Raw genomic sequence first — 25,395 nt, forward strand, 5'->3', positions numbered from 1 at the left:
ACTGAATTGAAGTTATCTAGACCTAATTATAAAAAACCTTAATAAATAAAGGAGAGTACATATTAGCCATGTATAATATGTACTCTCCTTTTTTCTTAAACTAACGCACCCGTCATAAAGAATTTATTGTAATTGAAATTTATGCCACTCTTTTTCTGGGATATCTCTGTTGAAATAATTGGTTGGTTTGATTTTATTGCCTACAATTTTAAAGGTTATTATCTCTTCCATATATGGTGAGGTATGTGAACCTTGGAAACTTTGGAGTTAGTATAGTTTCATGGACACATTTTAGTTAAGTCCTTACAATGATTTTTGAGAGGATGTGTCCGTCTTGGAACGTAAGAATACAGGTAAAAAATATAATAATGAATTCAAGAAGACTATTGTAGATCTTTATCACTCGGGTAATTCGGTCAAAGAATTAAGCGGCGAATATGGCGTATCAGAAGTTACCATTTATAAATGGGTTAAGGAATTTACTCCTATCGGTTTAGGGGAAGATTCCATGACCCCAAATGAATTAGCAGCCATACAGAAGGAAAACCTTCGGTTAAAGCAAGAAGTTGAAATCTTAAAAAAGGCTATGGCCATATTCGCGAAAAAGTAACCGAGACAGATCTTTCCGAATTTATTGAGGAACACAAGAAACAATATCCCGTCCAGAAGATGTGTGAAATACTAGAAATCCCAAGAAGCAGCCATTACCAGTCCCTTCAAATAGTGGTATCAAATCGCGAACAAGAAAATAAAGAACTAACGAAGGAAATTCATCTCATTTACCTGGAAAGCAAGGGACGGTATGGGGCTCCAAAGATTCATGAAAGCTTATTAACCAAAGGTTTTTCCCTAAGTCTTAAGCGTGTTCAACGTTTAATGAGCAAGGCTAGAATTCGTTCTATTACTAAGAAAAAATACCGTCCCTACCCATCTAAAGAAAAGGTTATTCAATTGGATAATTTGTTAAAACGAGACTTCACTACTCAAACTATTAATGAGAAATGGGTAGCAGATATTACGTATATCCACACGTTAAAAGACGGATGGTGTTATTTAGCTTCGGTATTAGACCTTCATTCTAAGAAAATAGTAGGGTATTCATTTTCTCGTTCAATGACGACAGAACTGGTCATAAAAGCTTTCAATAACGCACACTTATCACAAAAGCCCTCGGAGGGCTTAGTTCTTCATACGGATCTTGGCTCACAATATACAAGCAGTGAGTTTACTCAACATATCCAAAACCATCATATTAAGCAATCCTTTAGTCAGAAAGGTTGCCCGTACGATAATGCCTGTATAGAATCCCTTCATGCCCTATTAAAAAAGGAAGAAGTCAACCACGTACAATATCTAGACTATCAAACAGCAAAATTAGCAATGTTCCAATTTATTGAAGGTTGGTATAACCGAAAAAGAATTCACAGCAGCTTGGGCTATCAAACCCCACAAGCCATTGAAGATCGAATTAGGAATACAGCTTAAGATTTAACTTTTTAGTGTCCAAAATATTGACTCAAATCCAACTTACTACTTGAACTTTAACGTTAAATATATCAATGTTTTCTTCATCTTGTATTATTTCTAATATTTTCTCATTACCTCTAAACCAATCTGCCCCACTACCAAGCTAATTGGTTCCTGTAATAGCTTAATTAATGTTTTTTCCAACACGTCTTCAGGTATTTTCTGTAGCTTTTGAAGAATTGGGAGCTAAGAATACACTAAAGCATAAAATAATTAATAATAAAAATTTCTTTTTCATATAACTCACCTCAGTATTAGTTTTCCTTTACTAAGGTTATTTTATTTCTCTTGTTCAACTAAATTGCCCCGATTGTTCCATAAAGAAAAAATTTTCCTTTGTCAACGAAGGTATCCAGATTTTTTTAGTTCAGGATACAATCTACTTTTCGTACCTTTTGATTTTTAGTAATAAGTTCTTCACGGTTATATTCCTTTGCAACCTCAATCATTTTTGATATAGATTGAATATGAATTTCGTATTTTGCTATATCCATATCCGAAAGACCGACAGCTAAATCTTTACACGGTTTCCCTCCATTACAGGTTAAACAAGGCGGTTCCTCAGCATGAGGACAATTACCATTCAACCTTGCTCTACAGGAACCATATGGGTAATCAACGTCTGTCAGCTTTTGATCTCTCCACAACATATCAAGTACATCTTCTGGAACTTCTTCCTTTTCGGATATTTCATACATCCTTCCGTTTAAGTCAAATGAAAAAACACCCTTATTTACAGCATTTTCGAAAGCTTCTCTTTTAGTTTCGTCTAACAAACGAGCATATCTCATTGTCATTTCGGCTGATGCGTGTGCCAGAAGCCCTTGGACAGTGAGAATATCTGTTCCACTGTTTAGCATCTTTACTGCATATGTATGACGGAATTGATGATTTGTAAATTTGAATAAATCACCATTCTCATCCACAATATTCTTTGCTCTTGCTAATATATTTAATTGTTCAGCAACCTAGTATTGGTAATAGGGTTTTCCTTTTCTAGAACCGCGATATCTAACAAAAATATAACCATTGGGGTTATTATCCTGATTGCTTTTAAGTTTAGATTGTTCTATTAGCACCGCCAACATATGCGCTAATTCATCATCAATAGGAATAGAATGCCCTTTAACGTAGGTTTTCTCAATATCTGTAACTAATGAATATTTTCCTTTTAATTTTACTAAACAATCTTGCGTTAGAGAAAGTGTATCTGAAATTCTTAATCCAGTTTTAAAGGCTGTCCAAATGATCGGCTGAACATCGCTGTGTAAGTCGTTTATATTCTGGAACAATTGCTCAAGAACATAATTTGGAATATATTCTACTTGTTCATGAGAGATTTTCTTTATCTTCGGTTTATCTTCCCGGAATATGAGTGTACTAACGCTATTTATAGGAGCGATATCGTACTGATACATTTGAATGTCACTAAGAAACTTTGAAACGAAATTAACAGCTTGTTTGATATGCTTTTCTGGATTGGTTAACAACACTGGTAGCATAATCATTCATAAATTCTAAATACTTAATAATATGTTTTCGTTTCAAGTGTTTAAAATCATCCCACTCAGGCTCTATCATATTGATGAAATTTGCGAATCTTCGTATATACCTTAGATAATCCAAAGCAGTGGAGACAGTAAAATTATTTCTACTAAGCAATCTTAGTTTGCAGTATTCTTTAAAGGCATTTCTTATCGTTACGTTTTTTATCACACTAAAATCCAAGTAATAGTTAGCCTTAGATTCATTGTATAGTAATCCATATTTAGTCTTTAAGTTTCTTATATCCCATTTGTCTTTTTCCCATTCTTCACGCATATCTGAATATCGTAAAAGATCCTCGTACATCATACTAAAAAAGTTGGCTATTGGAGTATTTTGTTCGTAAGTCATCCCGGTATCTTTTTGAGTTATGATACGTCTTGTACGTATCCCACTATTATTCAAATAGTTTATCCATTGTAGACTTGTTCTTTCTTTTTTTAAGTCTAGTAGTGATGTTATTTTGGGATATTTATCATTGACGAAATTTGCTAACCGCCTAACCATTGGAGCCCCTTTGGAGAAAAATGTTGTAAGTCTCCAATTGTCAGTTAAATAGTTTCTTAAAAAAGACGAACTTGAGTTCAAGAATAAGGTTTGAATTAAAAACTATTAATGTGTTTCAATACGAAAGCCCCCAGGAAAAAACAAATGCTTTACGTGAGGGCTATTTCGTTTTGGTTTCTTATTTTACGTGATGCAATTCCGCTTGTTTTCCGGATGAAGAATTTGTGCCATCATTTTCTTTTGACTTCTTAGAAGAAAGATAAACTCCTGCGAAAATAATCAGCAGGCCAATAATTACATTAGGATTAATCGCTTCTCCAAGCAGGACATAGCCCCAAACCATAGCGGTTGCAGGAATAAGGTATGTAACCGACGCGGCTAACTCTGGGCTGCCATTTTTATTGATGTAGAAATAGATCAGCTGGCCGAGCCCAGAGCCAAAGCACCCAAGACCGACTATGGCGAAAATCGTCAGCGGTTCCATCAACAGCACTGGCTTAATCGGCTCTGTTATTAGCATCCCGATCAAACCGATAACGGCACCCGTGAGCAGCGTAAACGTCGTAATGACCAATATGCTGGTACTGGAAAGAAATCTTTTCGTAAAATGACCGGCAAAACCATAACAGATGGACGCTAGCAGCATTGTCCCAATCCCGATGAATTCCTTTCCGAAAAGCTGACCGATTTGAAAATCCATCAATACTAGAATTCCGAAAAAACCAATTAGAATGCCCATCCATTGTCGGGCGGTCAGAACGTATGAAAAAATGATAAATCCGATGATCCCCGTCCAGATGGGAGTGGTTGCATTTAGAATCGATGCCGTGCTGCTGTTAATCTCCGTTTCACTTAAAGGTATTAATCCCCATGCTAATCCGCAATTGAAGATTCCGACAACGACCAGTGCTTTCCACGGCAATTTCCAGTTGATCCCCCTGCGCTTCCACCATAAAATGGGAAGCAGAACAACAGCACCCGCAAAACAGCGGAGAAAAACAATGCCCCAAATGCCCGCTGGCGGGAGCATCCACTTCATAAAAACAAATGATAAACCCCATATCAAACTAAGGCCGATTAAAGCCCCGTATAATCGAAGCATGATGTTCCCCCTTCCTACTTTCTTATTATGACAAACATTGTTATGGATTTCATATAAAATCTTGCTATATAAGATGAACTTGAAATTTTTTTCTGCCAAAATCGAACTCGAAACAACACATTATAAAGGCAAGACAAAGATGTCTTAAAAACTAAAGAGGCTTGAGTTCATCAAAGAAGGCAAGCCAGTGTGCAGGCTTGCCTTCATCTGAAAAATGAAGTAAAAAACTCAGCTTGTTATTTCGTTTCTTCCGCCTAACGCCCGTTTAAATTCCGTGCTGAAGTTTGGGATAATACCTTTCAATTCTAATTTCCTCTTATACCCAAAAGCTAATTCGATAGACTGGATTAATGATATTGATATAGTCATAAGTACGTTTTATCTGCTCAAATATTTAAGTTTGTCGCCTAATAAACCAAGTGATTACTATTTTTTTACATTGGCATCAGAATTGACCATTATTTTCATATTAGCGATGGCTACAGTTTCTCCGTTTTGTTTTTTTATTTCTTGGATGACTGTTACAACACCTTGATAGCCTTTTTCAAAAAGGTCAATCACCTTTAATTCTACATGTATCGTGTCCCCAATAAAGGTAGGGGTTGTAAATCGAACTTTCTCCAAACCATAAAATGCAACGACGATTCCTGGTTCAAATTGAAATAAGCCGGTTGCAGCCGAAAGTATAAGCATTCCGTGTGCTATCCTTTGCTTAAATTGTGTATTTGCTGCATACTCCTTATCAGTATAGAGGGGAAACCAGTCACCGCTAAATGCAGAAAACATTACTAGATCTGCTTCGGTTATAGTACGTCCTTTCGACACCCATGTTTCTCCAATTTCATATTGATGGAAATATTTATTAAACATTATTCCACTCCCCTTTTATTTGGGTTTGAATTGGAAAATTCAGATATTAAATACTATAGACTATATAATTTAGTGATAGTTTTTAAAATCAACACCTATAAAAAATATTTTTCGAAGACGTACTATTCGATGTAAATAGCGTTTAAAGCTATAAATCGAAATGCATTTTCCAATGCTCACCGGCAAATATTTAAACGATGGCAAACAAGCTGAATATACCAATTACAAAGAATACAGCAAGTGTCTTTATAATGGTAATAACAAAAATGTCTTTATATGCCTGGCGATGTGTGAGTCCAGTAACAGCCAGAAGAGTAATTATGGCTCCGTTATGTGGCAAAGTATCAAATCCACCTGCTGACATAGCAATGACACGATGTAAAACTTCCAACGGAATGTCAAAATGAGCAGCTGTTTGTATATACGTATCAGCCATTAGGCTCAGCGTAATGCTCATCCCACCAGATCCTGAACCAGTAATGCCGCACAAAACATTTGTCATGATCGCCCCATTAATTAAAGGATTCGAAAACATTCCAGTAAGATAATCTTGTATCGCAGTAAAGCCGGGTAAAGCAGCAATCACACCCCCAAAACCATATTCGGTTGCCGTATTCATGGTTGCAAGCAATGCCCCACTAATCCCTATATTAATACTCGAATTGAAATTTAATTTGACAGCTTTTAAGTTTAATAACACGGTTGCTATTATTCCGAGAATAAGAGCCACCTCTACAGACCAAACACCAATAACTTTAGACATATCAACATTTCCATAATCTTTTAACCCAATTGTTGCAAAATCAAATCCTTTGGCATACCAAAGAGGAAAAGACTCAGTAAAGAACTTATTCATCACTCCAACTAACACCAACGGAATAAAAGCAAGCCAGTCTTTTCTACTTATAGCTTTTTCAGAATCCATTCCCAACTTATTGGTCGTTTCCATCGATATAGCAGAACTAGCTGCCATTTCTGCTTCAGCAGCTTCCTTATCAATAGCTTTATCCCCAATTCCAAAATACCCTTCACCGTTTCTAGCTGCCTTATGTCGACAATGATTTAAGTATAAAAGGCTCAAGGAAATGATAAATATTGCCCCAATGATTCCTAATGTCGGTGCAGCATAGATGTCAGTTTTAAAGAATCCCGTTGGAATGACATTCTGAATTTGCGGAGAGCCTGGAAGTGAATCCATGGAGAAGGTAAAAGCACTAACTGCAATTGTCGCCGGAATTAAACGCTTTGGAATATTAGCTTCGCGAAACAGCTGAGCAGCAAATGGATAGATGGCAAATACTGCAACAAACAAACTAACTCCGCTATAAGTCAGGATTGAGCCCATTATCACAATGGCTAGAATGGCTTGTTTAGCCCCAATAAAACGGACAATAATTTTAGCTATGCTCTTTGCAACACCGCTTATTTCAACCAATTTCCCAAAAATAGCACCTAGTAGAAAAACCGGGAAATATAATTTAACAAATTCAACCAACTTAACCATAAATATATTAGAGAAGAAAGGTAAAACATGTCCAGGATCCGTTAAAAATACAGCAAACAAAGCGCACAATGGTGCAAAAAGTATAACAGAAAATCCTCGATATGCTAGGAACATAAGTAATCCTAGTGAAATAATAATAATCATTACATCCATATTGATTTCCCCCTTTTTCTCAAAATATATGTTATCATTTGTTGCTGCTTTGAATGCATTGCCCCTAGACTTCTTGGGCATCATAGTTCACTTTTCTAGTGAACATGCAGTAAAGAACTCTAATTAATTTCCTTAATAGATGCATTGATTTTTTAATATAACTTTATCTATTTAGTTCATTAACAAAAATTAGTTACTTCAGAATCTTCTTTTTTCAAAAATTGGACTGGACTTGACTCTGGTTTTGTCATGAGTGATTACTGATCAACAAAGTTTGGCTCTCTTTTATTAATAAAGGCTTCAACGCCTTCCTTAACGTCCTTTGTCTGAAAAACATGGCCAAAATTTTCAGCTTCAATCACGAGTCCATCTTCAAGTGTTTGTTCATAACCGTAATCAATAGAATGCTTTGCAAAAGTTAATGATTGTAAAGAATAATTGCAAATACATTTTGCGATTTCCATTGCTTTTTTTATGGATTCCCCCTTTGGTACGACATGATTAACAAGCCCTATTTGTTTGGCCTCTTCTGCATTCAGTGGCTCACCAGTAAAGATCAATTCTTTTGCTTTTGCTTTACCTATCAGTCTAGGAAGTCTTTGAGTTCCCCCTGCCCCTGGAAACAAACCCAATTTAATTTCAGGAAGCCCAATCCTAATTTGTTCCTCCGCAATTCGAATGTCACAACTTAAGGCAAGTTCACATCCTCCACCTAATGCTAATCCGTTGATTGCAGCAATGGTCGGTCGAGATAGACGTTCAATTTTATTAAGTGGTTCCTGAAGCCAAAGTGATTTCCCCTTTCCTTCTTCGACTCCTTTTCCTATCCATCCTGGAAATTCTTTAATATCTCCACCAGCAACAAAAGCTCTTTCGCCTTCACCTGTAAGGATAATGACCTTAACCTTGTAATCGCTTTCAATTTCATCCACCACTAGATTCAATTGTTCTATAACATCTGCGCTTAATACATTAACAGGTGGATTATCAATAATAATCGTTGCAATATTACCCTGTTTTGACCATGAAACAACTTGATTTTTATTCTTCATCGGTTTTCCTCCTCAACCTTAAGTGTACTTGTGGGTTCCGGATATTCTTGCATTGTTGAAAACATGCATCAGTGGGTAAACCCAGATATCTTGATAGAATCCTTTGTGGTTATGTGCATTTTTAAAACAAATTGAAATAATGCGTTTAAAAAACCTGTACCTTTTTAACCTTTGGGAAATTCCTTATTTATTCCATACCACTAAACTGTTTTCGAAGAATAAACTTTTGAACCTTACCGGATGGGGTACGTGGAATTTCATCAACAAATGTGACCTTTCTAGGTTTTTTGTAGCTAGCAAGATGTTCCTTACAGTAATTAACAACATCTTCTTCCGTAAGTTTGGCTCCTTCTTTTTTAACAATAACAGCACATACAGCCTCAATGTATTTCGGATCAGGAATACCAATTATAGATACTTCCTTCACTTCCTCATGTCGGTATAAGACATCTTCAATTTCCGCTGAGTATATGTTTTCACCACCGCTACGAATCATATCCTTTTTTCTGCCTGCAATTGATAGATACCCATCATGATCGAATTTTCCCATGTCTCCTGTTTTACACCAACCATTCACGAATGTTTCCATTGTGGCATCAGGTTTCCTCCAATAACCCTCAGAAACCGCTGGACTTTTAATAGCGATTTCACCAATTTCACCAACAGGCAAGGGCGTTCCATCCTCATCGATAATATTAATTTCAGTAAGTGGCATCGGCTTTCCAACGGTATGGCCTTTTGTAAAAGCATCCTGTGGTTCAAGCGAAGCCGCAATTGGTTGTCCTTCAGTTAACCCGTAAACTTGAACAACTCCAATTTGGGGAAACCTCTTTTTTAATAGTTCTAATGCCCATGGCATTAGCGGATCACCACCTGTATAAATAGTTTTTAAAGATTTTAGCTGATACTCTTCAATTTCAGGCAAATTCAGCATTTCATAAATCATAAAAGGGAATAGAAAAGCATCGGTCACATTTTCCTGTTCAATAACGGAAAGAATTCTTCCAATCTCGAATTCTTGGCTTTTTGTAATTATTACGCTTCCACCCATCATAAGAATAGGAAGTGCGATATCTTCCATCGCTCCAACATGGTATAGTGGTCCTGTCGTCATCGCAACTTCTCTCCCTGTAAATTTCCATTTCAGCGCTTGTATCGTGGAAAACCAGAAAGTTGTATCATGAGTCCATATCGCACCTTTAGGTCTTCCCGTTGTGCCTGATGTGTACATCAGCATGACCGGATCGTTTAATTTAATGTTATCCACTTTTACCTCATCAACCGAACCACTTTCTAAAACACTCCATGACTCAGACCAACCTGGGATTGAGCCATTTCTATGGGGAAGACAAAAATAACGCTCAACAGAAACATGATTACAAACTGATTCCAGCTGATTGGCTAAGTTGGAATGGAAGCACAATATTTTTGTCTGTGAATCATTTAATGCATACTCAAGCTCAGCACTTGATAGCCTGAAATTAAGTCGAACGGCAATTGCGCCGATTTTCGCAATGGCAAAATATAGACTAAAATATTCGAGACAGTTGTAAAGTAAAATACCGACACGATCCCCTTTTTGAACTCCTAATTCGTAAAGCTTGTTTGCATACGCATTTGATATATGGTGGAGATCCATGTACGTCATTGACTTTCCTACTTCTTCTTTTATTGCTATTTTTCTAGGATTTATATGATTTAAATCATTCGCCACTTTTCTTGTGATAAAACCGACATCCAATGAAATTCCTCCTTTTCAATGTAAGCAGATTCAAAATACAGATATCGAAGCGCTAAATTCAATAATGTTCAAAGTAATTCTTACTAAACAAGGGCCTCTTACATGCCATTAAATTGACCACTCGTCTTTAACGAATCCTTTCCTCCTTTCTTCTAATTTTGAATGCAAGATTCATTCCAAAACGGAACCCCCCTTTACTGACTTACTTTTTTTGATTATCGAGGAATATTCATTTATTTATTTTCTGACTTTTCAGAAAAGAAACAAAAAAAATCAACTGAAGTTAGATCAGTTGATTTTTTTATTCATTGATTTTCATAATTTATATAAAATTTAATCTGTTCTATAGCCTTTTTCCTCTTTTAATGTGAACATATCTACACTAACACGGAAATTAAAATATAAATCCGGGATTTCGGAATGAATTCTGAAATCCCGGATTTATTTTTATTGGTCAGTAATCCGATATTTTTTTATTTTATCGTAAAGGGTAGAATTTCCTATTCCGAGAGCTTCCGCAACCCGTTTTTTATCAAACTTAAACCTCCTTAACGCTCTTTCGATTGCCTTCTTTTCTGTTTCCTCCACAATATCCTTTAAACTTCCTTCTTTCATTTTAACCTTATGACATTTTAGATAATCAGGTAAAGCATCTTTTCCGATTACCTCTTCATTTGATAGGTGAACACCTGCATCAATCACATTCTCTAGTTCTCTGATATTCCCTGGCCAGTTATATTGCTCAATTAATGAAAGCACCTCGGGATGTATAGAGGTTACTCGTTTTCCTATTCGAGCTGTGACTTTTTTTAAAAAATAATCTACAAGTAAAGGGATATCTTCAATTCTATCTCTTAAAGGAGGAACAAATAATTGGACAGCATTAATTCTATAAAATAGGTCTTCACGAAATAGCTTTTCTTCAACCAATTTTTCTAAAGGGCGATTTGTTGCAGCAATCACTCGAACATTTAGTTTTTTTGGATAAAGTGAACCTACAGGCTCAAATTCCTTCTCCTGAAGAACTCTTAATAACTTGACTTGCATTTGCTGAGGCATATCGCCAATTTCGTCAAGGAAAACAGTTCCACCATCAGCAAATTGAAACTTTCCTATTTTACCTCCCTTGTTTGCCCCTGTAAAGGCACCTTCTTCATAACCGAAAAGTTCAGATTCTAACAAGTGTTCCGGAATTGAAGTACAATTTATTTTCACAAGTGGTTTTTCGCTTCTCCCACTTAACTGATGAATGCTATGTGCTATTATTTCCTTGCCTGTACCGCTTTCTCCTCTAATTAGTACAGAGATATCACCTCTAGCAACCCTTTTCACACGTTCTTTTAACTGTTGTATTTCTTGTGAATTTCCAATTAAATTGTGTAAGGAATACTTTACTCCATTTGTAACATCTCTTTCATTTTTGTAAAAATTATGTTTTGTCAGTATCTCCTTAATGTGGCTATTCATTTTGTTCCAGTCATCAAGATCGCGAAATATTATTGTCCCAATCGCACCGACTATTTCCTTATTTTCGATGATAGGAATCCGATTAGCGATAACAAAATCACCACGAAGAAAATGTATATCCGCAATTTCCGATTTACCTATTTGCACGACTAGGTGTAGCCTAGTATTTTCAATTATATTCGTCACATGTTCACCAATCACTGTACTGCGTTCAACATTTAAAAATTCACAATATTTATTGCTAATATATTGAATTTTCGCATGACTATCGACAATTACAATTCCATAATATGTACTTTCAAACACCATATCTAATAGTTTATTATTGGATAATTGTCCAGTATTCATCATTAGTTCTCCTTTACACAAAACACTTAACCATATAATACCATGCATTTTATTCAATATATATTTACGAAGTGAGAATTCCCCAAAAATCACTGCTAAATAAAGTGTTCATTAAAAAGAATTCGGTGGAGTTTTATATACCCTCTCTAGCGTAATCAAACAGATTATTTTTTCACTAAAGATGATTTATTTAGCACAAAAAAAGCCTGGCAACCTTTTTTATAGTTGCTAGACTTAAGTTCATTTTTAAGATCAACCCCAAAATAATCAACAATTTAAACGGATGCGCAAGGTTCGTTCCTCCATGCCGATCATCTAATAGGCAACTAGGTCCCGCAGTGCCTTTTCCACTTTTTCAGGATTCACCATGAAGGATTTCTCTAATGATGGTGAATATGGCATTGCTGGAACATCCGGACCCGCAAGTCTCATGATTGGGGCATCTAGATCGAAGAGGCAGTTTTCTGCAATGATCGCCGATACTTCACTAATGATGCTCCCTTCCTTATTATCTTCAGTAATCAATAGGACTTTTCCTGTTTTAGATGCAGCTTCCATAATGGCTTCTTGATCTAATGGATAAACGGTTCGCAAATCAAGTATATGAACAGATATGCCATCACTGGCCAGCCTTTCAGCTGCCTGAAGCGCAAAATGAACACAAAGGCCGTAAGTAATCACTGTAACGTCTTCGCCTTCTCGTTTTACATCCGCTTTACCTATGGGTAAAACATAATCATCATTGGGCACTTCTTCTTTAATAAGGCGATAAGCTCGTTTATGTTCAAAGAAAAGGACTGGGTCTTCATCACGAATGGCTGCTTTCAATAACCCTTTCACGTCATAGGGTGTAGAGGGCATGACAATTTTAAGTCCCGGTTGATTGGCAAAAATGGCTTCAACGGATTGTGAATGGTATAACGCCCCATGTATACCTCCACCGTATGGAGCTCTGATGACGATAGGGCAATGCCAGTCATTATTGGAGCGATAACGAATTTTTGCAGCTTCTGAAATGATCTGGTTGATTGCAGGCATGATAAAATCAGCGAATTGCATTTCCGCAATCGGCCTCATTCCATACATGGCCGCGCCGATGCCAACTCCTGCGATTGCAGATTCAGCAAGCGGAGCATCAATGACACGCTGTTCACCGAATTGTTCGTATAACCCTGAAGTCGCTTTAAAAACGCCACCTTTTATCCCTACATCCTCACCTAAGACAAATACACGGGAATCACGTTCCATTTCTTCCCGCATCGCCATTATCACGGCATCTATATAAGATATCACTGCCATCGTCTTTCCTCCTTACCTTTCTGCGTAAACGTATTTTGAGAGCGTGTCTTCATTCGCAAATGGTGCATTTTCCGCATAATCCGTCGCTTCGTTCACCACTTCCATTATTTCCTCGTTCAATTGTTTTTCCATTTGATCATCCATGATTCCTGTTGCTTTTAAATAGGCACCAAAAGTAATGATCGAATCTATTTTTTTTGCCTCCGATACTTCATCAGGCGACCTGTATTGACTATCATCATCATCGCTTGAGTGTGGTGTAAGCCTGTATGAAACCGTTTCGATTAAGCTTGGGCCTTCACCGCGCCTTCCTCTCTCTGCAGCTTCTTTCACCACCCGGTATACTTCAATCGGATCATTTCCATCAACCGTCACCCCTGGCATGCCGTAACCAATGGCCCGGTCCGAAACTTTCCCGCAAGCCAATTGCTTTTCAATCGGGACGGAAATGGCATACTGATTATTCTCGCACATCAAGATAACCGGAAGTTTATGTACACCTGCGAAATTTGCTCCTTCATGGAAATCACCTTGGTTTGATGAACCCTCTCCGAATGTAACGAATGAAACAATATCTTTTCCTTCCATTTTTGCAGCGAGTGCAATCCCCACTGCATGTGGCACTTGAGTGGTAACTGGCGAAGATCCCGTCACGATGCGATTCTTTTTTTGCCCAAAATGCCCAGGCATTTGACGCCCGCCTGAATTTGGATCTTCAGCTTTTGCAAAACTTGATAACATCAAATCCCTGGCGGTCATCCCAAACGCAAGCACTACTCCTAGATCCCGATAATAGGGAAGGACATAATCCGTTTCACGATTCAATGCAAACGCAGCACCCACTTGTGCTGCTTCTTGTCCTTGACAAGAAATGACAAATGGAATTTTTCCAGATCTGTTCAACAGCCACATCCGTTCATCCATCCGTCTTGCCAACAACATTATTTTATACATCTCAAGCACCTGCTCATCACTCAGACCTGCCTGTAGATGACGATTTTTATCCATATGTATCATCCCTCCTAATACCTAATAATTAAACATTTCCCCGTTAAAACCAGAATATTTCCCTCATACTGTCACCTTATTTAAAATTTAAGTTTGCGAGACAAACAAACAGAAAATAAGAAAGATAGGTAATTTGTGATACAGAGCCCCATCCTGTTATGTATTTACGGAAGAAAAATTCTTTTATGTATACATGCTCGCCATTTAACACCCGTATATTCTCATTTGCGTTATCATCTAGTATTATTACCTGGTACTAACTCAATATTATCCTAACACTTTTCATATCACATTTTCAAGTTAATTTCGCATTGTAGGGTTTGTTTTCATGCGAAAGCCTTGCCTGACTATAAAACTCATTTCCATGTATACACCAAAGTCTAGATAACCCCGGGGTGTTTATGTTGTTTTTTTGTTGACTAAACGGAAAAATAGCAGTAAATTAAAATGATTCATAAAATTAAATGTTCAATATGGAACAGTTTAAAAGAGAAAGAATGGTGATGTTGAGTGGAGAATGAAAAACAATTAATACGTTCCGTACAACTATTCCGTTCATTTTGGAACGTGCAGAAAAATATAATGCGGTTCGTTCAAAAAACAGCAGCAGAAAATGGGTTAACAGTTCCTCAATATTCCATTTTAATGGCCATTACCCATCACAAGGAAATCACTCAAAAAAAGGTCGGGGAGAAAACATTTCTTCCAAAAAGCACCTTGAGCCAAGCGGTCGATGGTCTCGTTCGATCGGGCATGCTCCATCGCGAGCAAGTGGAGGGCAACCGGCGTGAGATTCAGTTGTCAATCACCGATCAGGGGAAAAATTTATTAAAAACGATTCATTTTCACGAAGGAAGCATTCACCAAGTCTTTCAAACGGCCATTGAAATGCTTTCCGAAGAACAGTTTGAAGAGTTACTGGAAACGCATCTTCAAATTACAAACTTTTTAGAAGCACAAGCAACCGAACAGGGAGAGTGTACAAAATGATAAAAATACTGAAAAATTTATCCGTTTATAAGTGGATTATTTCAGCAGTTATCGGTCTGGTTTTTATTCAATCGATGTCGGACCTCTTTTTGCCTACACTAATGGCTGATATTATTGACAAAGGCGTCGTTCGAGGTGACACTCCTTACATTTGGAAAATCGGTGGTTTGATGCTGTTGGTTTCCGCACTTGGCGCTTGTGCATCCATAATCGCAAGCTACTATTCGTCCAAAGCTGCAATGGGAATGGGACGCGATCTCCGCCTGAGAGTCTTTAATCATGTTGAAAAATTTTCGTTACAAGAATTTGATGAAGTCGGTACGGCGTCATTGATTACAAGGACGACCAATGATATAACACAAGTCCAGCAAGTGGTTATCATGATGCTTCGTATGGTTATCAGTGCGCCTATCATGTTAATCGGCGGAGTGATCATGGCTGTATCCATGGATGCAAAATTATCACTTGTCATAGTTGTCACAATGCCTTTATTGATTGGGTCGATCTTGCTTATTCTATATAAAGGTGTGCCTCTCTTTCAAACGGTGCAAAAACGATTAGACCGGTTGAACCTTGTATTACGAGAAAATTTAACTGGTATTCGCGTCATTCGTGCCTTCAATCGTGAAACACAAGAGAAAGAACGTCTTAAGAAAGCGAATAAAGAATTGACGGATGTCTCGATCAAAGTCAATAAAATCATGGCCTTCATGATGCCTGTAATGATGCTTGTAATGAACTTGACGGTTGTTGGTATCATTTGGTTTGGTGGAGTTCGTATTGATAACGGCGGTATGCAGATCGGGGACTTAATGGCATTTATCCAATATGTTATGCAAATCATGTTCGCTCTCGTTATGGCATCCATGATGTTCGTTATGGTTCCGCGAGCGGCCGTGTCTGCAACAAGGATAAACGAGGTCCTTGACATGAAACCTTCATTCCTAGATGAGGGGACAGAAAAGGCAGATCGTGTACACGGTACACTTGAATTTGAACATGTGACGTTCAGTTACCCAGGGGCAGAAGAACATGCATTATCGGATATTAGTTTTTCTGCAAGTCCTGGTGAAATCACCGCAATAATCGGTGGAACAGGTTCAGGGAAAACGACGCTCGTCAATTTGATCCCTCGCTTCTATGATATTTCGAGTGGAACGATTCGCGTCAATGGTGTTGATATTCGTAAGTCATCACAAGATGAAGTTCGTTCGAAAATTGGCTTTGTACCACAAAAGGCCTTCCTCTTTACAGGTACTATCGCTGAAAACATTCGTTTCGGAAAACAAACAGCCACGCAAGATGAAGTTGAGCATGCGGCTCGGATCGCGCAAGCGGAAGATTTTATCAGCAACATGAAAGGCGGCTATGAGGCAGAAATCGATCAAGGCGGTTCAAACCTATCAGGAGGGCAAAAACAACGGCTTTCGATTGCACGGGCACTAATTCGAAAACCGGATATATATATATTCGATGATAGTTTTTCTGCACTTGACTTCAAGACGGATGCCAACCTTCGCGCAGCCCTGAAAGATGAAACGAAAAATTCGACGGTATTACTCGTTGCACAGCGTGTCAGTACGGTCGTGGACGCTGACCGAATCCTCGTGTTAGACGAAGGCCACATTGTAGGTATGGGAACACACCAAGAGTTGCTTAGTACAAACGACATTTACCGTGAAATCGCCTTATCACAGCTCACAGAGGAGGAAATTGCATGAGTAATCAAAAAAAACCTCAAGGTGGCGGTCAGGTTGGGCATGGTCCTGGTGGCGGTAACATGATGATGATGGGTCAAAAAGCAAAAGATTTTAAAGGAACACTAAAACGTCTATTGACCTATTTAAAACCGCGGCGCAACAAATTGATTTCCGTGTTCTTCGCTGCAATCATGAGTACGATTTTTATGATTGTTGGACCAAAGATCATGGGAAATGCAATTACGGAATTATTCGAAGGAGCTTACGGGAAATTCCAGGGAATACCAGGAGCAGCTATTAACTTTGATAAAATCGGCCAGATCCTTCTACTCCTTGCCGGGCTTTATGCTTTAAGCAGCCTTTTCAACTATGTTCAACAATACATTATGTCAAGTGTTGCACAAGACACGGTATATGATCTTAGAGAAGATGTGAACGAAAAGCTCGAGAAACTTCCACTCAAATATTTTGAAGGCCGGCCAAACGGAGAAACACTTAGCCGAATGACAAATGATATTGATACAATCGGGAGCACCCTTCAGCAAAGCTTAACGCAGTTCATCACATCAATCGTAACGATTTTGGGGATTATCATCATGATGCTTTCGATAAGCCCGTTATTGACATTAATCTCGATAGTCAGCTTACCTTTGTCAATATTTGCAATCCGGCCTATTTTAAAAAGATCCCAAAAATATTTTGCCGATCAACAGAGTAAACTCGGACAATTAAATGGTCACATTGAAGAGATATATACCGGTCATCAAGTCGTTAAAGCATTCGGATATGAAAAAAAGGCGAGTGCCCAGTTTACTGCGGTTAATGAAGAATTGTATAAAGCGGGAAGCAAAGCCCAGTTTATATCGGGTATCATCATGCCCGTGATGTTCTTTATCGGAAATCTGAGCTATGTCCTCATCAGCGTTGTCGGCGGAATATTGGTAACGCAACGTTCGATTTCAATTGGTGACATTCAAGCATTCATCACATATTCAAAGCAGTTCACCCAGCCAATCACACAAACGGCTAACATCGCTAACATTATTCAGTCGACGGTTGCTGCCGCTGAGCGTGTTTTTGAACTACTTGATGAAGAAGAGGAAATGAAAGAACAAACCACAGCAAATATAAAAAGGGCAAATGGTGCTGTCACTTTTGAACATGTGGACTTTGGATATGGGGAAGAAATGTTAATTGAAGATATGAACATCGATGTCTTGCCTGGACAGACGGTCGCTATTGTTGGACCGACTGGTGCTGGTAAAACAACTATGATAAATCTCTTGATGAGATTTTATGAACTCAATGGCGGAAAGATTAATATTGATGGTCTTGATACACGGAATATGTCACGGAATGATCTTCGAAAGAATTTTGGTATGGTACTTCAAGATACCTGGCTCTTTAATGGTACGATTAAAGAAAATATCGCTTATGGCAAAAATGGAGCCACTGATGAAGAAATTTTTACAGCTGCTCGCACGGCACATGCCGACCATTTCATTCGGACACTTCCAGATGGTTATGAAACAATCTTAAACGAAGAAGCTTCGAACATCTCACAAGGCCAAAAGCAGCTTTTGACGATCGCCCGGGCTGTTCTAGCAGATCCACCAATCATGATATTGGATGAAGCGACGTCTAGTGTGGACACTCGGACAGAAGTCTTTATCCAAAAGGCCATGAACCGACTGATGGAAGGACGAACTAGCTTTGTCATTGCCCATCGTCTCTCAACGATTAAGGATGCAGATTTGATTCTTGTTATGGATCAAGGAAAAGTGATAGAGAAGGGAACGCATTCAGACCTTTTAAGGGAGAATGGTTTCTATGCAGAGCTATACAATAGTCAGTTCACTGAAAATGTAGCTGGATAATAAGAAAGAGGCTCAATTTCGAATCGGAATCGAGCCTCTTTTTTATAATGTATCAATACCCCCTTTTATTTCCCTTTTTCACAAATTCCCAATCTACCTCAATGTTTTTTCTGACCCTTTGAAGAAGATGGAACATCGTTTCCGTTTCTTCAAAAGAAAATCCAGATAATGCAACCCTGTCGGTATACTCTCCTTCTTTTTTCAAAAAGGGATAGACCTTTTCACCTTTATCAGTAGCATATAACTTTTTAATCTTTTTGTTATCCTCATCATTTTTCTTTTCGATAAAACCTTGTATTTCTAGTTTTTTAATGGCACGAGCTGCTGTCGTTCGGTCAACCTTTATCATTTCTGCCAACTTTTCCTGGATGATTCCTGGATTTTCACATATTCGAACAAGATACAAATACTGCCCTTTTGTAAGGTCAAATTCTTTAAATTCGATATTACTTATAGAGTCCAATGCCCTTGCTATCATTCCAATTTCACGGAGTATTTCCTTCATTCATAAAGCCCCTGACTTTTTTGTTGTATTTACAACAAAAATTATTTCATTTATACTAAAAAAGGATATACATTTATTATGACTTGTCTAATTAAATAAATCTAGAAAAGGGATGAAGAACATTGGATTCAAAGAGAATAACTACAGAAAATGATTTAAAAATAGCTTTTGATATCCGAAAAGAAGTATTTGTAGAGGAACAAGGTTTCCAATTGGAAAGTGAATTTGATGAATATGATACACTTAATGATCTTTCTGAACACATATTAGTCTATTATAATGAAGAACCAGTTGGAACTGGAAGGTTAAGAGTTGTTGATGTTGTAGGTAAATTGGAGAGAATTTGCATCTTAGAGCCTTACCGTAAATTTGGTCTTGGAAAAATAATAATAAAAACGTTAGAAGAAATTGCAAAGGAAAAGGAATTATCCAAGGTTAAATTACATGGGCAAACACAGGCAGAGGGCTTTTATAAAAAACTCGGCTATCAGACTTCATCCGATGTCTTTATGGAAGATGGCGGTCCACATCTTTTGATGATAAAAGAATTTGTTAATGAATAATTGTGTTAATTGTGAGTAAAACAAATAATTAGCACGAACAAAAAGGCATAGCCCTTTATAACACGAAATGTTATAAAGGGCTTTTATTTTTATTACACAACGGGTGCTTTTTCATGAACAATCGGGTGAAGGGCTTGAGTCTCATCAAGATAAACAAAAGCATCATATCTATCTGACATTACAGAAGGTACATAGTTTCCATATTGTTCATGTTCCGGCCTGTATACAACCCCAATCGCCCGACATGTCCAATTCTACCTTGGAATAGGTGCCGATTTTCATCAGTGAAAATGAGCAACTTATTATACGACCCCGAAAGGTGCATTGCCTCCTCCCAACTTCCATTCATTGCCGGGGGTACTGTTTTTATTTCAAAATCCATGCCCCACTCATCTGCTGCAATTACCGTTCCCCTGTAGGTTCCGAAACCTGTGATAAATACATCTTCAGTTGCGTTTTGCTCACGAATGACCTGGCCGACATTAATCATCCCTGAATCTCTCATATCAGTAGCGCTGGCATCGCCAACATGTGTATTATGTTCCCATACAATCGCCTTGCCTTTAGAACCGTAAAAATCCATAATTTCATTAAGTGCATCCACCATATGCATATCTCGAATATTCCATGATTTATCATCATGAACCACCATTGTCCTGTAATAATTTTCTGCATTATACGCTACCAAAGCATTCACTTGAAGGTTCAAATTCACTTCTTCATGATGAGGGTATTTTTCTTTTTTTCGCTGAATAGTTGTCAGTAATTTGGCTACTTCCTCTATACATTCTTCCGAAAAAATGCCTGCAGAAACTGCGTATTCTTCATTATTCCGATTGAATGGCTCAAAACATGTGAACGCCTGTCTGGCAGCTTCGAGGTCAGGTGAATCAATTTGTTTTAAATAATGGATGACTTCATCCATGGATTCCCAGAGACTATAGATATCTATCCCATAAAATCCAACTTTCGTTAGATTTTGTCCAGACTCATTGTATTCTTTCATCCATTCAATCAGGTCGATCATTTCCTCGTTTGCCCACATCCAGGTCGGCCAGCGGTCAAAACTTTTCAGCACATCCTTTGCGGATCCAGTCACTAGGTCATAGCCTTTAACATACCTATTAATTGCCTGGCATGCGGGCCAATCGCCTTCAACGGCTACAAAAGTGAACCCTTTTTCTTGAATCAGTTTTTTTGTTATTTCAACTCGCGCCGTGTAAAACTCGGATGTTCCATGTGATGCCTCACCCAGCAAAACAAATTTTGAATTATTAACTTGTTGAACAAGCTTATCCCAATCTGCTTCACTTGTAAGCTTGACTGATTGTTCGATTATTGACTGAACCAGATTATGATGCACTGTTTTTCCTCCTTGTTCGTTTCCGAACATTATCGTTTGTATTCAGCATTATAAGAATTTGAACCTGCGTGTACTGACAGTAAAGTATCAGCGTATCCTACTAGACGATTTATGAGTTCATCACAAATAGAGTAAACCAGCTGAAAATTTTCTTCCCCAAATAGAACAGGGTCATCCAGAATGACTGTTGTGTTAATGAACATATCTTTGTTTCCATATAGATTGTAGTGCACTATAGCCTTTCCAGCAGCTCCTCCAGTAACCGGATCTTTAAAGCCGGGAATGAAAACAAACCATTCTTCAGCCGTAGCAGACCTGAAGTTTTTTGTGAAAGACATTCGCTCGGTTACCTTCATGATCTTTTTTAACTCTTCAGGATTTACTTCCTTGATCTTGTTCATTCCATTGCCACCCTTAACACCATGTTAATAATCTTCCGTTATATATTTTCCTTATGGGGCTCATCCTATAAATATTATTATGAAATAGTGACCTTTACCGGTAAAAAAGCAAGCCTAAACCCCTAGCTCGGAATTTATGCCTTAAAAATGTCATTATGATGTATGAAACTTAACACAAATGGCTTTTAATAAATGTCATGGAACTACTGCATATAAAAATTATTTTTGGGGTATCAAAAGAGGGAAGATAAATTCCCGGATTGGGTTGGGTTGGACTGGTCTGGAGTGGAGGAGTTGCTCATGGAAAAGATGAATCGGGGAATTTTAACGGCGCTGTCGGCGATCGGCATTGCGCAAGGACTGAAAATTTTAACCCATAATAAGCTGACGGGAAAGTGGGACTTGAAGCAGGCTTTCACAACAGGTGGCATGCCTAGTTCGCACTCTGCTGGTGTGGCCGCACTGGCATCCTATGTGGCAGCGAATAAAGGATGGCTTCATACGGAAACATCGCTGGCGACAGTGTTTGGCGTGATTGTGATGTATGATGCTCAGGGGATACGGCGCCATACAGGCGAAATTGCTAAGCTTGTAAATGATCTTGAAGATAATATGGCGAAATTTTCTGGAGAGTTTCCGAGCTTCGAGTATGTGGAGCGTGAGAAAGAACTGAATGAACTGCTCGGACATCAGCCTGTGGAAGTCAGAGCAGGTGCGCTGCTTGGAGTTGTACTTGGGCTTATTTCGGCGAAATTGGAGGGTGGCAAGCCCTCAAAACCAAACGGCTGAAATCAGTGGACAAGCCTTGATATTCTAGATCTTCTAATAAGATATATTTTGATCATAACAATAGATTATATATGCCTATGTTATTAACATAGACAGACTATCCAATAAAAGTCGTATCTTTGTGTATACTGGGTAGATTTGAAAATGACCTAAGCCTCTTAACTCTCTTAGAAAGGCTTAGGTCATTTCATGTGCCAAATCAATTCTTCCGTGACATTTTCATTGCGAATGAGTACATATCCGATCGGAATAACCCTTTATAATATTCTACTAAGTTACCATCAGAATCAAAAATCATTCGTTCTGTAATCAGCAAGCACATCGTTTCTGTTATACCTAAATGTTCAGCATCTTCTTTAGTTGGAAAGCCACAGGTTATAATTTGTTCCGCTTCACAAAAGTTAATGTTTAGATCACCTTCGAGTGCGTCATACAATACGGTGGTACTTAAATCGAATTTCGTCAATTTTTTTCCTAGGTCCAAAGAATAATAATGCAATTCAATGGCTATGGGGACATCCCCCTGTAACCGTAGCCTCTTTATATGGTATGATTCATCTTCAAAGCCATTTGCATCAGCTATATTTTCAGGTGTCATTACACGGCCATGGTCCAGTAATTCAATCCCCATACTTTTAGTGGTTTCAGTGAAACTAATCATCTTTAGCCATTCCTGTACAGGTTTAAGGGAAACGAACGTTCCCTTTCCATGCCTCTTTTCCAATATCCCCTCACGAACCAGGATGGATACGGCTTCCCTAACAGTACTCCTGCTGACAGAATACATATCCATGAGTTCCCTTTCACTCGGGATTTTGTCTTTATAATAACCTTCCAAAATCTGATCTTCCAATATGGTTTTCAATTGAGCATGTAATGGGATTGGATTTTTAAAGTCTAACTCCATAAAATTTCCTCCAAACAGAAAAAGACATCGTAATGTTCGTATCAGTTCTTATATTGTAAACCAAATAGTTATAATATTCAAACATTCCAGCGTTTATCTTTTCCTTAAATTAGGATTTTTTCATTATTTCACCCCTTCTTTTCCAAAAAGGTTTTCTTCGGATGAATAAAAAAACCTGAATAGATCTATATATTCAGGGCTTAACCATATGCATTCTTCATCACATTTCAGGCATATCTAACTGGAAAACAATGGAAAGCTTATATATTAAACGATAAAGTACGATATTATGGAAAGCAGCAAAGAGGTAATGGTCATGGCTAAAAGAGGACGCATGGCTTTTGTCCGTAATGCCTGCAGACTAACATTCAGTCCAAGACCGATCATGGCCATTGTCAATATAAATGTAGTCGTTTTGGATATGCCATCCATTACGAGAGGCGATACGGTAATATAAGTTCCAAATACATAACTTCCTAATAGACTCATGATGATAAAACCAACGAGGAACCATGGAAAATCAATTTTGGCATCATTGCCCATTTTCCCGGATGTGCTTTTTTTCATCCAATACATAAAAATGAAACATAAAGGGATTAGTAAAAAGACACGGCCCAATTTTGCGAGGAGTGCAATCGCTAGCGCATCTTCACCAGCCGGTGCTCCTGCCAATGCAACATGGGCGATTTCATGAAGACTGATCCCAGACCAGATTCCATAATCCAAAGCAGATAGCGGAAGGATCGGACGTAAAAGTGTATAAACAATGGAGAAAAGTGTTCCCATTAAAGCGATTATCCCGACGCCTATGGCTGTATCCTCTTCCTTCGCTTTCACGATTGGAGATATTGCCGCAATGGCTGCTGCACCGCATATCCCGGTTCCTACAGCAAGAAGAAGGGAAATGGAAGCATCTGCCTTAAGCCACTTTGCAATCAGGACCATCACGACTATGGCAAATGTTACTGTCCCTATGTCACGTACTAACAGTGGCAGTCCCTGATTGAAAATCACATCGATATTCAATTTCAACCCATATAAAATAATGGCAAAACGCAAAAGTTTTTTTGCGGAAAATTCAATTCCCGTCCGGAATTTTTCTGGATATCCCGCAATTTGACGATAAATCACGGCAATGATGATCGAGCATGCAAGAGGACCGATTCGATTGAATCCTGAAATCTTGGACAGCCCCAAGCCTAAGAGGGCAATAAAAAAGGTGAAAGCGATACCGCTCAGCCACAAAAGCACCTTATTTTGAAGCGGTTTTTGCTGCGCCTGAGGTGTTTCTTCCAGCGGCACATATTTTTCCAATTCCATACATTCCTTCCCCCTTTCCAGATAAACTAAAGCCCAAATTACGTATCATCCCATCCTTTCAATCGTTTGAAAAAAATCGGTTTCTTCTATATTAGTAGGTGAATTCCCTTTGATAAAATACTCGGACTCCTTTAAAAAAGGCAAGCTTGGATTTTGATTACCCCATAATTCAGGAACGGCTAGAGTCTGGGAGCGATGGGACCTTAAGGCACGGATCTTTTTTTGTAAAGTCCCTGCTATATTCACTCTTCTGATACTGCTCAGCCCGTTTTCCTTTAACCATTCATCATAAAAAGAATGCCAAAGGACAAAGTACAGACTATGAACCTTAAAAGCTGGAAATACTGGATCTGGATAAAAATCGGGATCACCGGATTTTAGAAAAGCAAATTCGGCAGCACGGCCAATCGCACAATGATCTGGATGCCCCCCATATTTCTCATGGAATGTTACTAGTGCATTCGGTTGAACCTCACGAATCACCTTTACGATTCTCTCCGTCAATAAATCGAAGCTTTCAAATTCAATCGTTTTATCCCTTACGTTTAAAAATCGCAAGTCTCTGATTCCCAACTCTTCACAAGCTCTTTTTAACTCCTCTACCCTTAGTTCAGGCAATGCCTCCCTTGTTGTAAGAATGGGATTTCCCATGCGCCTGCCCATTTCGCCTTTTGTCGCACATAGTAAAGTTATATGAACACCTTGCTCAGACATTTTGGCAATGGTTCCGCCACACAGGAATGATTCATCATCGGGATGAGCAAGAACCACCAATAACCTTTGTTGTGATTGCATATTTCCTCCTACTTCGGATTCTCCAGTTTTCCCACACTGTGAGACCCAATATGAAAAAATGG

General features: G+C 38.3%; 22 protein-coding genes and 1 pseudogene. 6 read left to right on the forward strand and 17 right to left on the reverse strand.

Annotation, left to right across the window (positions count from 1 at the left end):
• The first annotated feature begins 334 nt into the window (after window positions 1-334).
• A protein-coding gene (locus QFZ73_RS00440) for an IS3 family transposase (protein ID WP_373458887.1) occupies window positions 335-1,485 on the forward strand; the annotation gives its coding sequence in 2 pieces (ribosomal slippage) (window positions 335-584 and window positions 584-1,485; 1,152 coding nt in all).
• A gap of 404 nt (window positions 1,486-1,889) precedes the next feature.
• On the opposite strand, the pseudogene QFZ73_RS00445 reads toward QFZ73_RS00440, so the two are convergent.
• The 10 genes and pseudogenes from QFZ73_RS00445 to QFZ73_RS00490 all read right to left on the reverse strand — a co-directional run bounded on the left by QFZ73_RS00445 (window position 1,890) and on the right by QFZ73_RS00490 (window position 14,132).
• Window positions 1,890-3,035 (reverse strand): annotated as a pseudogene (locus tag QFZ73_RS00445) (tyrosine-type recombinase/integrase).
• Window positions 2,977-3,579, reverse strand: a complete 603-nt coding sequence (locus tag QFZ73_RS00450) for a hypothetical protein (RefSeq protein ID WP_307261830.1) — start codon at window positions 3,577-3,579, stop codon at window positions 2,977-2,979. Before QFZ73_RS00450 ends, QFZ73_RS00445 begins: the two are co-directional and overlap by 59 nt.
• Before the next feature lie 178 nt (window positions 3,580-3,757).
• The gene (locus QFZ73_RS00455) at window positions 3,758-4,681 is read right to left on the reverse strand and encodes a DMT family transporter (protein WP_307261832.1); all 924 of its coding nucleotides are present in this window, start codon (window positions 4,679-4,681) and stop codon (window positions 3,758-3,760) included.
• Between the two features lie 426 nt (window positions 4,682-5,107).
• The gene (locus QFZ73_RS00460; RefSeq protein WP_373458888.1) at window positions 5,108-5,551 is read right to left on the reverse strand and encodes a MaoC/PaaZ C-terminal domain-containing protein; all 444 of its coding nucleotides are present in this window, start codon (window positions 5,549-5,551) and stop codon (window positions 5,108-5,110) included.
• Between the two features lie 190 nt (window positions 5,552-5,741).
• Window positions 5,742-7,208 carry a GntP family permease gene (locus tag QFZ73_RS00465; protein ID WP_251437339.1) on the reverse strand — a complete coding sequence of 489 codons (1,467 nt, stop codon included), beginning with the start codon at window positions 7,206-7,208 and terminating at the stop codon, window positions 5,742-5,744.
• A gap of 257 nt (window positions 7,209-7,465) precedes the next feature.
• Window positions 7,466-8,260, reverse strand: coding sequence for an enoyl-CoA hydratase/isomerase family protein (locus QFZ73_RS00470; RefSeq protein WP_307261835.1), 795 nt, complete (start codon window positions 8,258-8,260; stop codon window positions 7,466-7,468).
• 187 nt (window positions 8,261-8,447) lie between these two features.
• Window positions 8,448-10,001, reverse strand: coding sequence for an acyl-CoA synthetase (locus QFZ73_RS00475; protein WP_307261837.1), 1,554 nt, complete (start codon window positions 9,999-10,001; stop codon window positions 8,448-8,450).
• Between the two features lie 447 nt (window positions 10,002-10,448).
• Window positions 10,449-11,819, reverse strand: a complete 1,371-nt coding sequence (locus QFZ73_RS00480) for a sigma-54 interaction domain-containing protein (protein WP_373458889.1) — start codon at window positions 11,817-11,819, stop codon at window positions 10,449-10,451.
• A 312-nt stretch (window positions 11,820-12,131) separates the two neighbouring features.
• Window positions 12,132-13,115: an alpha-ketoacid dehydrogenase subunit beta gene (locus QFZ73_RS00485; protein ID WP_251437331.1), complete on the reverse strand. Its 984-nt coding sequence runs from the start codon at window positions 13,113-13,115 to the stop codon at window positions 12,132-12,134.
• Window positions 13,116-13,127: 12 nt separating this feature from the next.
• Window positions 13,128-14,132 (reverse strand): thiamine pyrophosphate-dependent dehydrogenase E1 component subunit alpha, encoded by a 1,005-nt coding sequence (locus QFZ73_RS00490; RefSeq protein WP_373458890.1) that lies wholly within the window; start codon window positions 14,130-14,132, stop codon window positions 13,128-13,130.
• A 501-nt stretch (window positions 14,133-14,633) separates the two neighbouring features.
• Between QFZ73_RS00490 and QFZ73_RS00495 the strand changes: the two genes are divergently transcribed.
• From QFZ73_RS00495 to QFZ73_RS00505, 3 genes are read left to right on the forward strand one after another with little or no spacing between them, the layout of a single operon-like run.
• Window positions 14,634-15,113: a MarR family winged helix-turn-helix transcriptional regulator gene (locus QFZ73_RS00495; RefSeq protein ID WP_307261843.1), complete on the forward strand. Its 480-nt coding sequence runs from the start codon at window positions 14,634-14,636 to the stop codon at window positions 15,111-15,113.
• Window positions 15,110-16,834 (forward strand): ABC transporter ATP-binding protein, encoded by a 1,725-nt coding sequence (locus QFZ73_RS00500; RefSeq protein WP_251437326.1) that lies wholly within the window; start codon window positions 15,110-15,112, stop codon window positions 16,832-16,834. The genes QFZ73_RS00495 and QFZ73_RS00500 overlap by 4 nt, the downstream gene beginning before the upstream one ends.
• Window positions 16,831-18,690 carry an ABC transporter ATP-binding protein gene (locus tag QFZ73_RS00505; RefSeq protein WP_251437324.1) on the forward strand — a complete coding sequence of 620 codons (1,860 nt, stop codon included), beginning with the start codon at window positions 16,831-16,833 and terminating at the stop codon, window positions 18,688-18,690. Before QFZ73_RS00500 ends, QFZ73_RS00505 begins: the two co-directional genes overlap by 4 nt.
• Before the next feature lie 52 nt (window positions 18,691-18,742).
• On the opposite strand, the gene QFZ73_RS00510 is transcribed toward QFZ73_RS00505, so the two are convergent.
• Entirely contained in the window at window positions 18,743-19,195 is a 453-nt protein-coding gene (locus QFZ73_RS00510) for a MarR family winged helix-turn-helix transcriptional regulator (RefSeq protein ID WP_307261846.1), read from the reverse strand.
• A gap of 122 nt (window positions 19,196-19,317) precedes the next feature.
• Here QFZ73_RS00510 and QFZ73_RS00515 point away from each other — a divergent pair, with 122 nt between their 5' ends.
• Window positions 19,318-19,758: a GNAT family N-acetyltransferase gene (locus QFZ73_RS00515; protein ID WP_307261847.1), complete on the forward strand. Its 441-nt coding sequence runs from the start codon at window positions 19,318-19,320 to the stop codon at window positions 19,756-19,758.
• A gap of 92 nt (window positions 19,759-19,850) precedes the next feature.
• Here the strand turns inward: QFZ73_RS00515 and QFZ73_RS00520 are convergent, their stop codons facing one another.
• From QFZ73_RS00520 to QFZ73_RS00530, 3 genes are read right to left on the reverse strand one after another with little or no spacing between them, the layout of a single operon-like run.
• Window positions 19,851-19,994: an erythromycin esterase family protein gene (locus QFZ73_RS00520; RefSeq protein ID WP_307272502.1), complete on the reverse strand. Its 144-nt coding sequence runs from the start codon at window positions 19,992-19,994 to the stop codon at window positions 19,851-19,853.
• On the reverse strand, window positions 19,937-21,121 hold the full coding sequence (locus QFZ73_RS00525; protein WP_307261849.1) for an erythromycin esterase family protein: 1,185 nt from the start codon (window positions 21,119-21,121) through the stop codon (window positions 19,937-19,939). Before QFZ73_RS00525 ends, QFZ73_RS00520 begins: the two co-directional genes overlap by 58 nt.
• 29 nt (window positions 21,122-21,150) lie before the next feature.
• Window positions 21,151-21,522: a hypothetical protein gene (locus QFZ73_RS00530; protein ID WP_373458891.1), complete on the reverse strand. Its 372-nt coding sequence runs from the start codon at window positions 21,520-21,522 to the stop codon at window positions 21,151-21,153.
• A 300-nt stretch (window positions 21,523-21,822) separates the two neighbouring features.
• Here QFZ73_RS00530 and QFZ73_RS00535 point away from each other — a divergent pair, with 300 nt between their 5' ends.
• Window positions 21,823-22,311 (forward strand): divergent PAP2 family protein, encoded by a 489-nt coding sequence (locus tag QFZ73_RS00535; protein WP_307261851.1) that lies wholly within the window; start codon window positions 21,823-21,825, stop codon window positions 22,309-22,311.
• A gap of 199 nt (window positions 22,312-22,510) precedes the next feature.
• Here QFZ73_RS00535 and QFZ73_RS00540 read toward each other — a convergent pair whose 3' ends face one another.
• The 3 genes from QFZ73_RS00540 to QFZ73_RS00550 all read right to left on the reverse strand — a co-directional run bounded on the left by QFZ73_RS00540 (window position 22,511) and on the right by QFZ73_RS00550 (window position 25,333).
• On the reverse strand, window positions 22,511-23,218 hold the full coding sequence (locus QFZ73_RS00540; RefSeq protein WP_063233428.1) for a GntR family transcriptional regulator: 708 nt from the start codon (window positions 23,216-23,218) through the stop codon (window positions 22,511-22,513).
• A gap of 267 nt (window positions 23,219-23,485) precedes the next feature.
• Window positions 23,486-24,538 carry a YeiH family protein gene (locus QFZ73_RS00545; protein ID WP_307261853.1) on the reverse strand — a complete coding sequence of 351 codons (1,053 nt, stop codon included), beginning with the start codon at window positions 24,536-24,538 and terminating at the stop codon, window positions 23,486-23,488.
• Window positions 24,539-24,583: 45 nt separating this feature from the next.
• Entirely contained in the window at window positions 24,584-25,333 is a 750-nt protein-coding gene (locus QFZ73_RS00550) for a PIG-L deacetylase family protein (protein ID WP_307261854.1), read from the reverse strand.
• Window positions 25,334-25,395: the final 62 nt, after the last annotated feature.

Origin of the sequence: Peribacillus sp. V2I11 (genome assembly GCF_030817135.1) — a bacterium.
Taxonomy (GTDB): Bacteria; Bacillota; Bacilli; order Bacillales; family DSM-1321; genus Peribacillus; species Peribacillus simplex.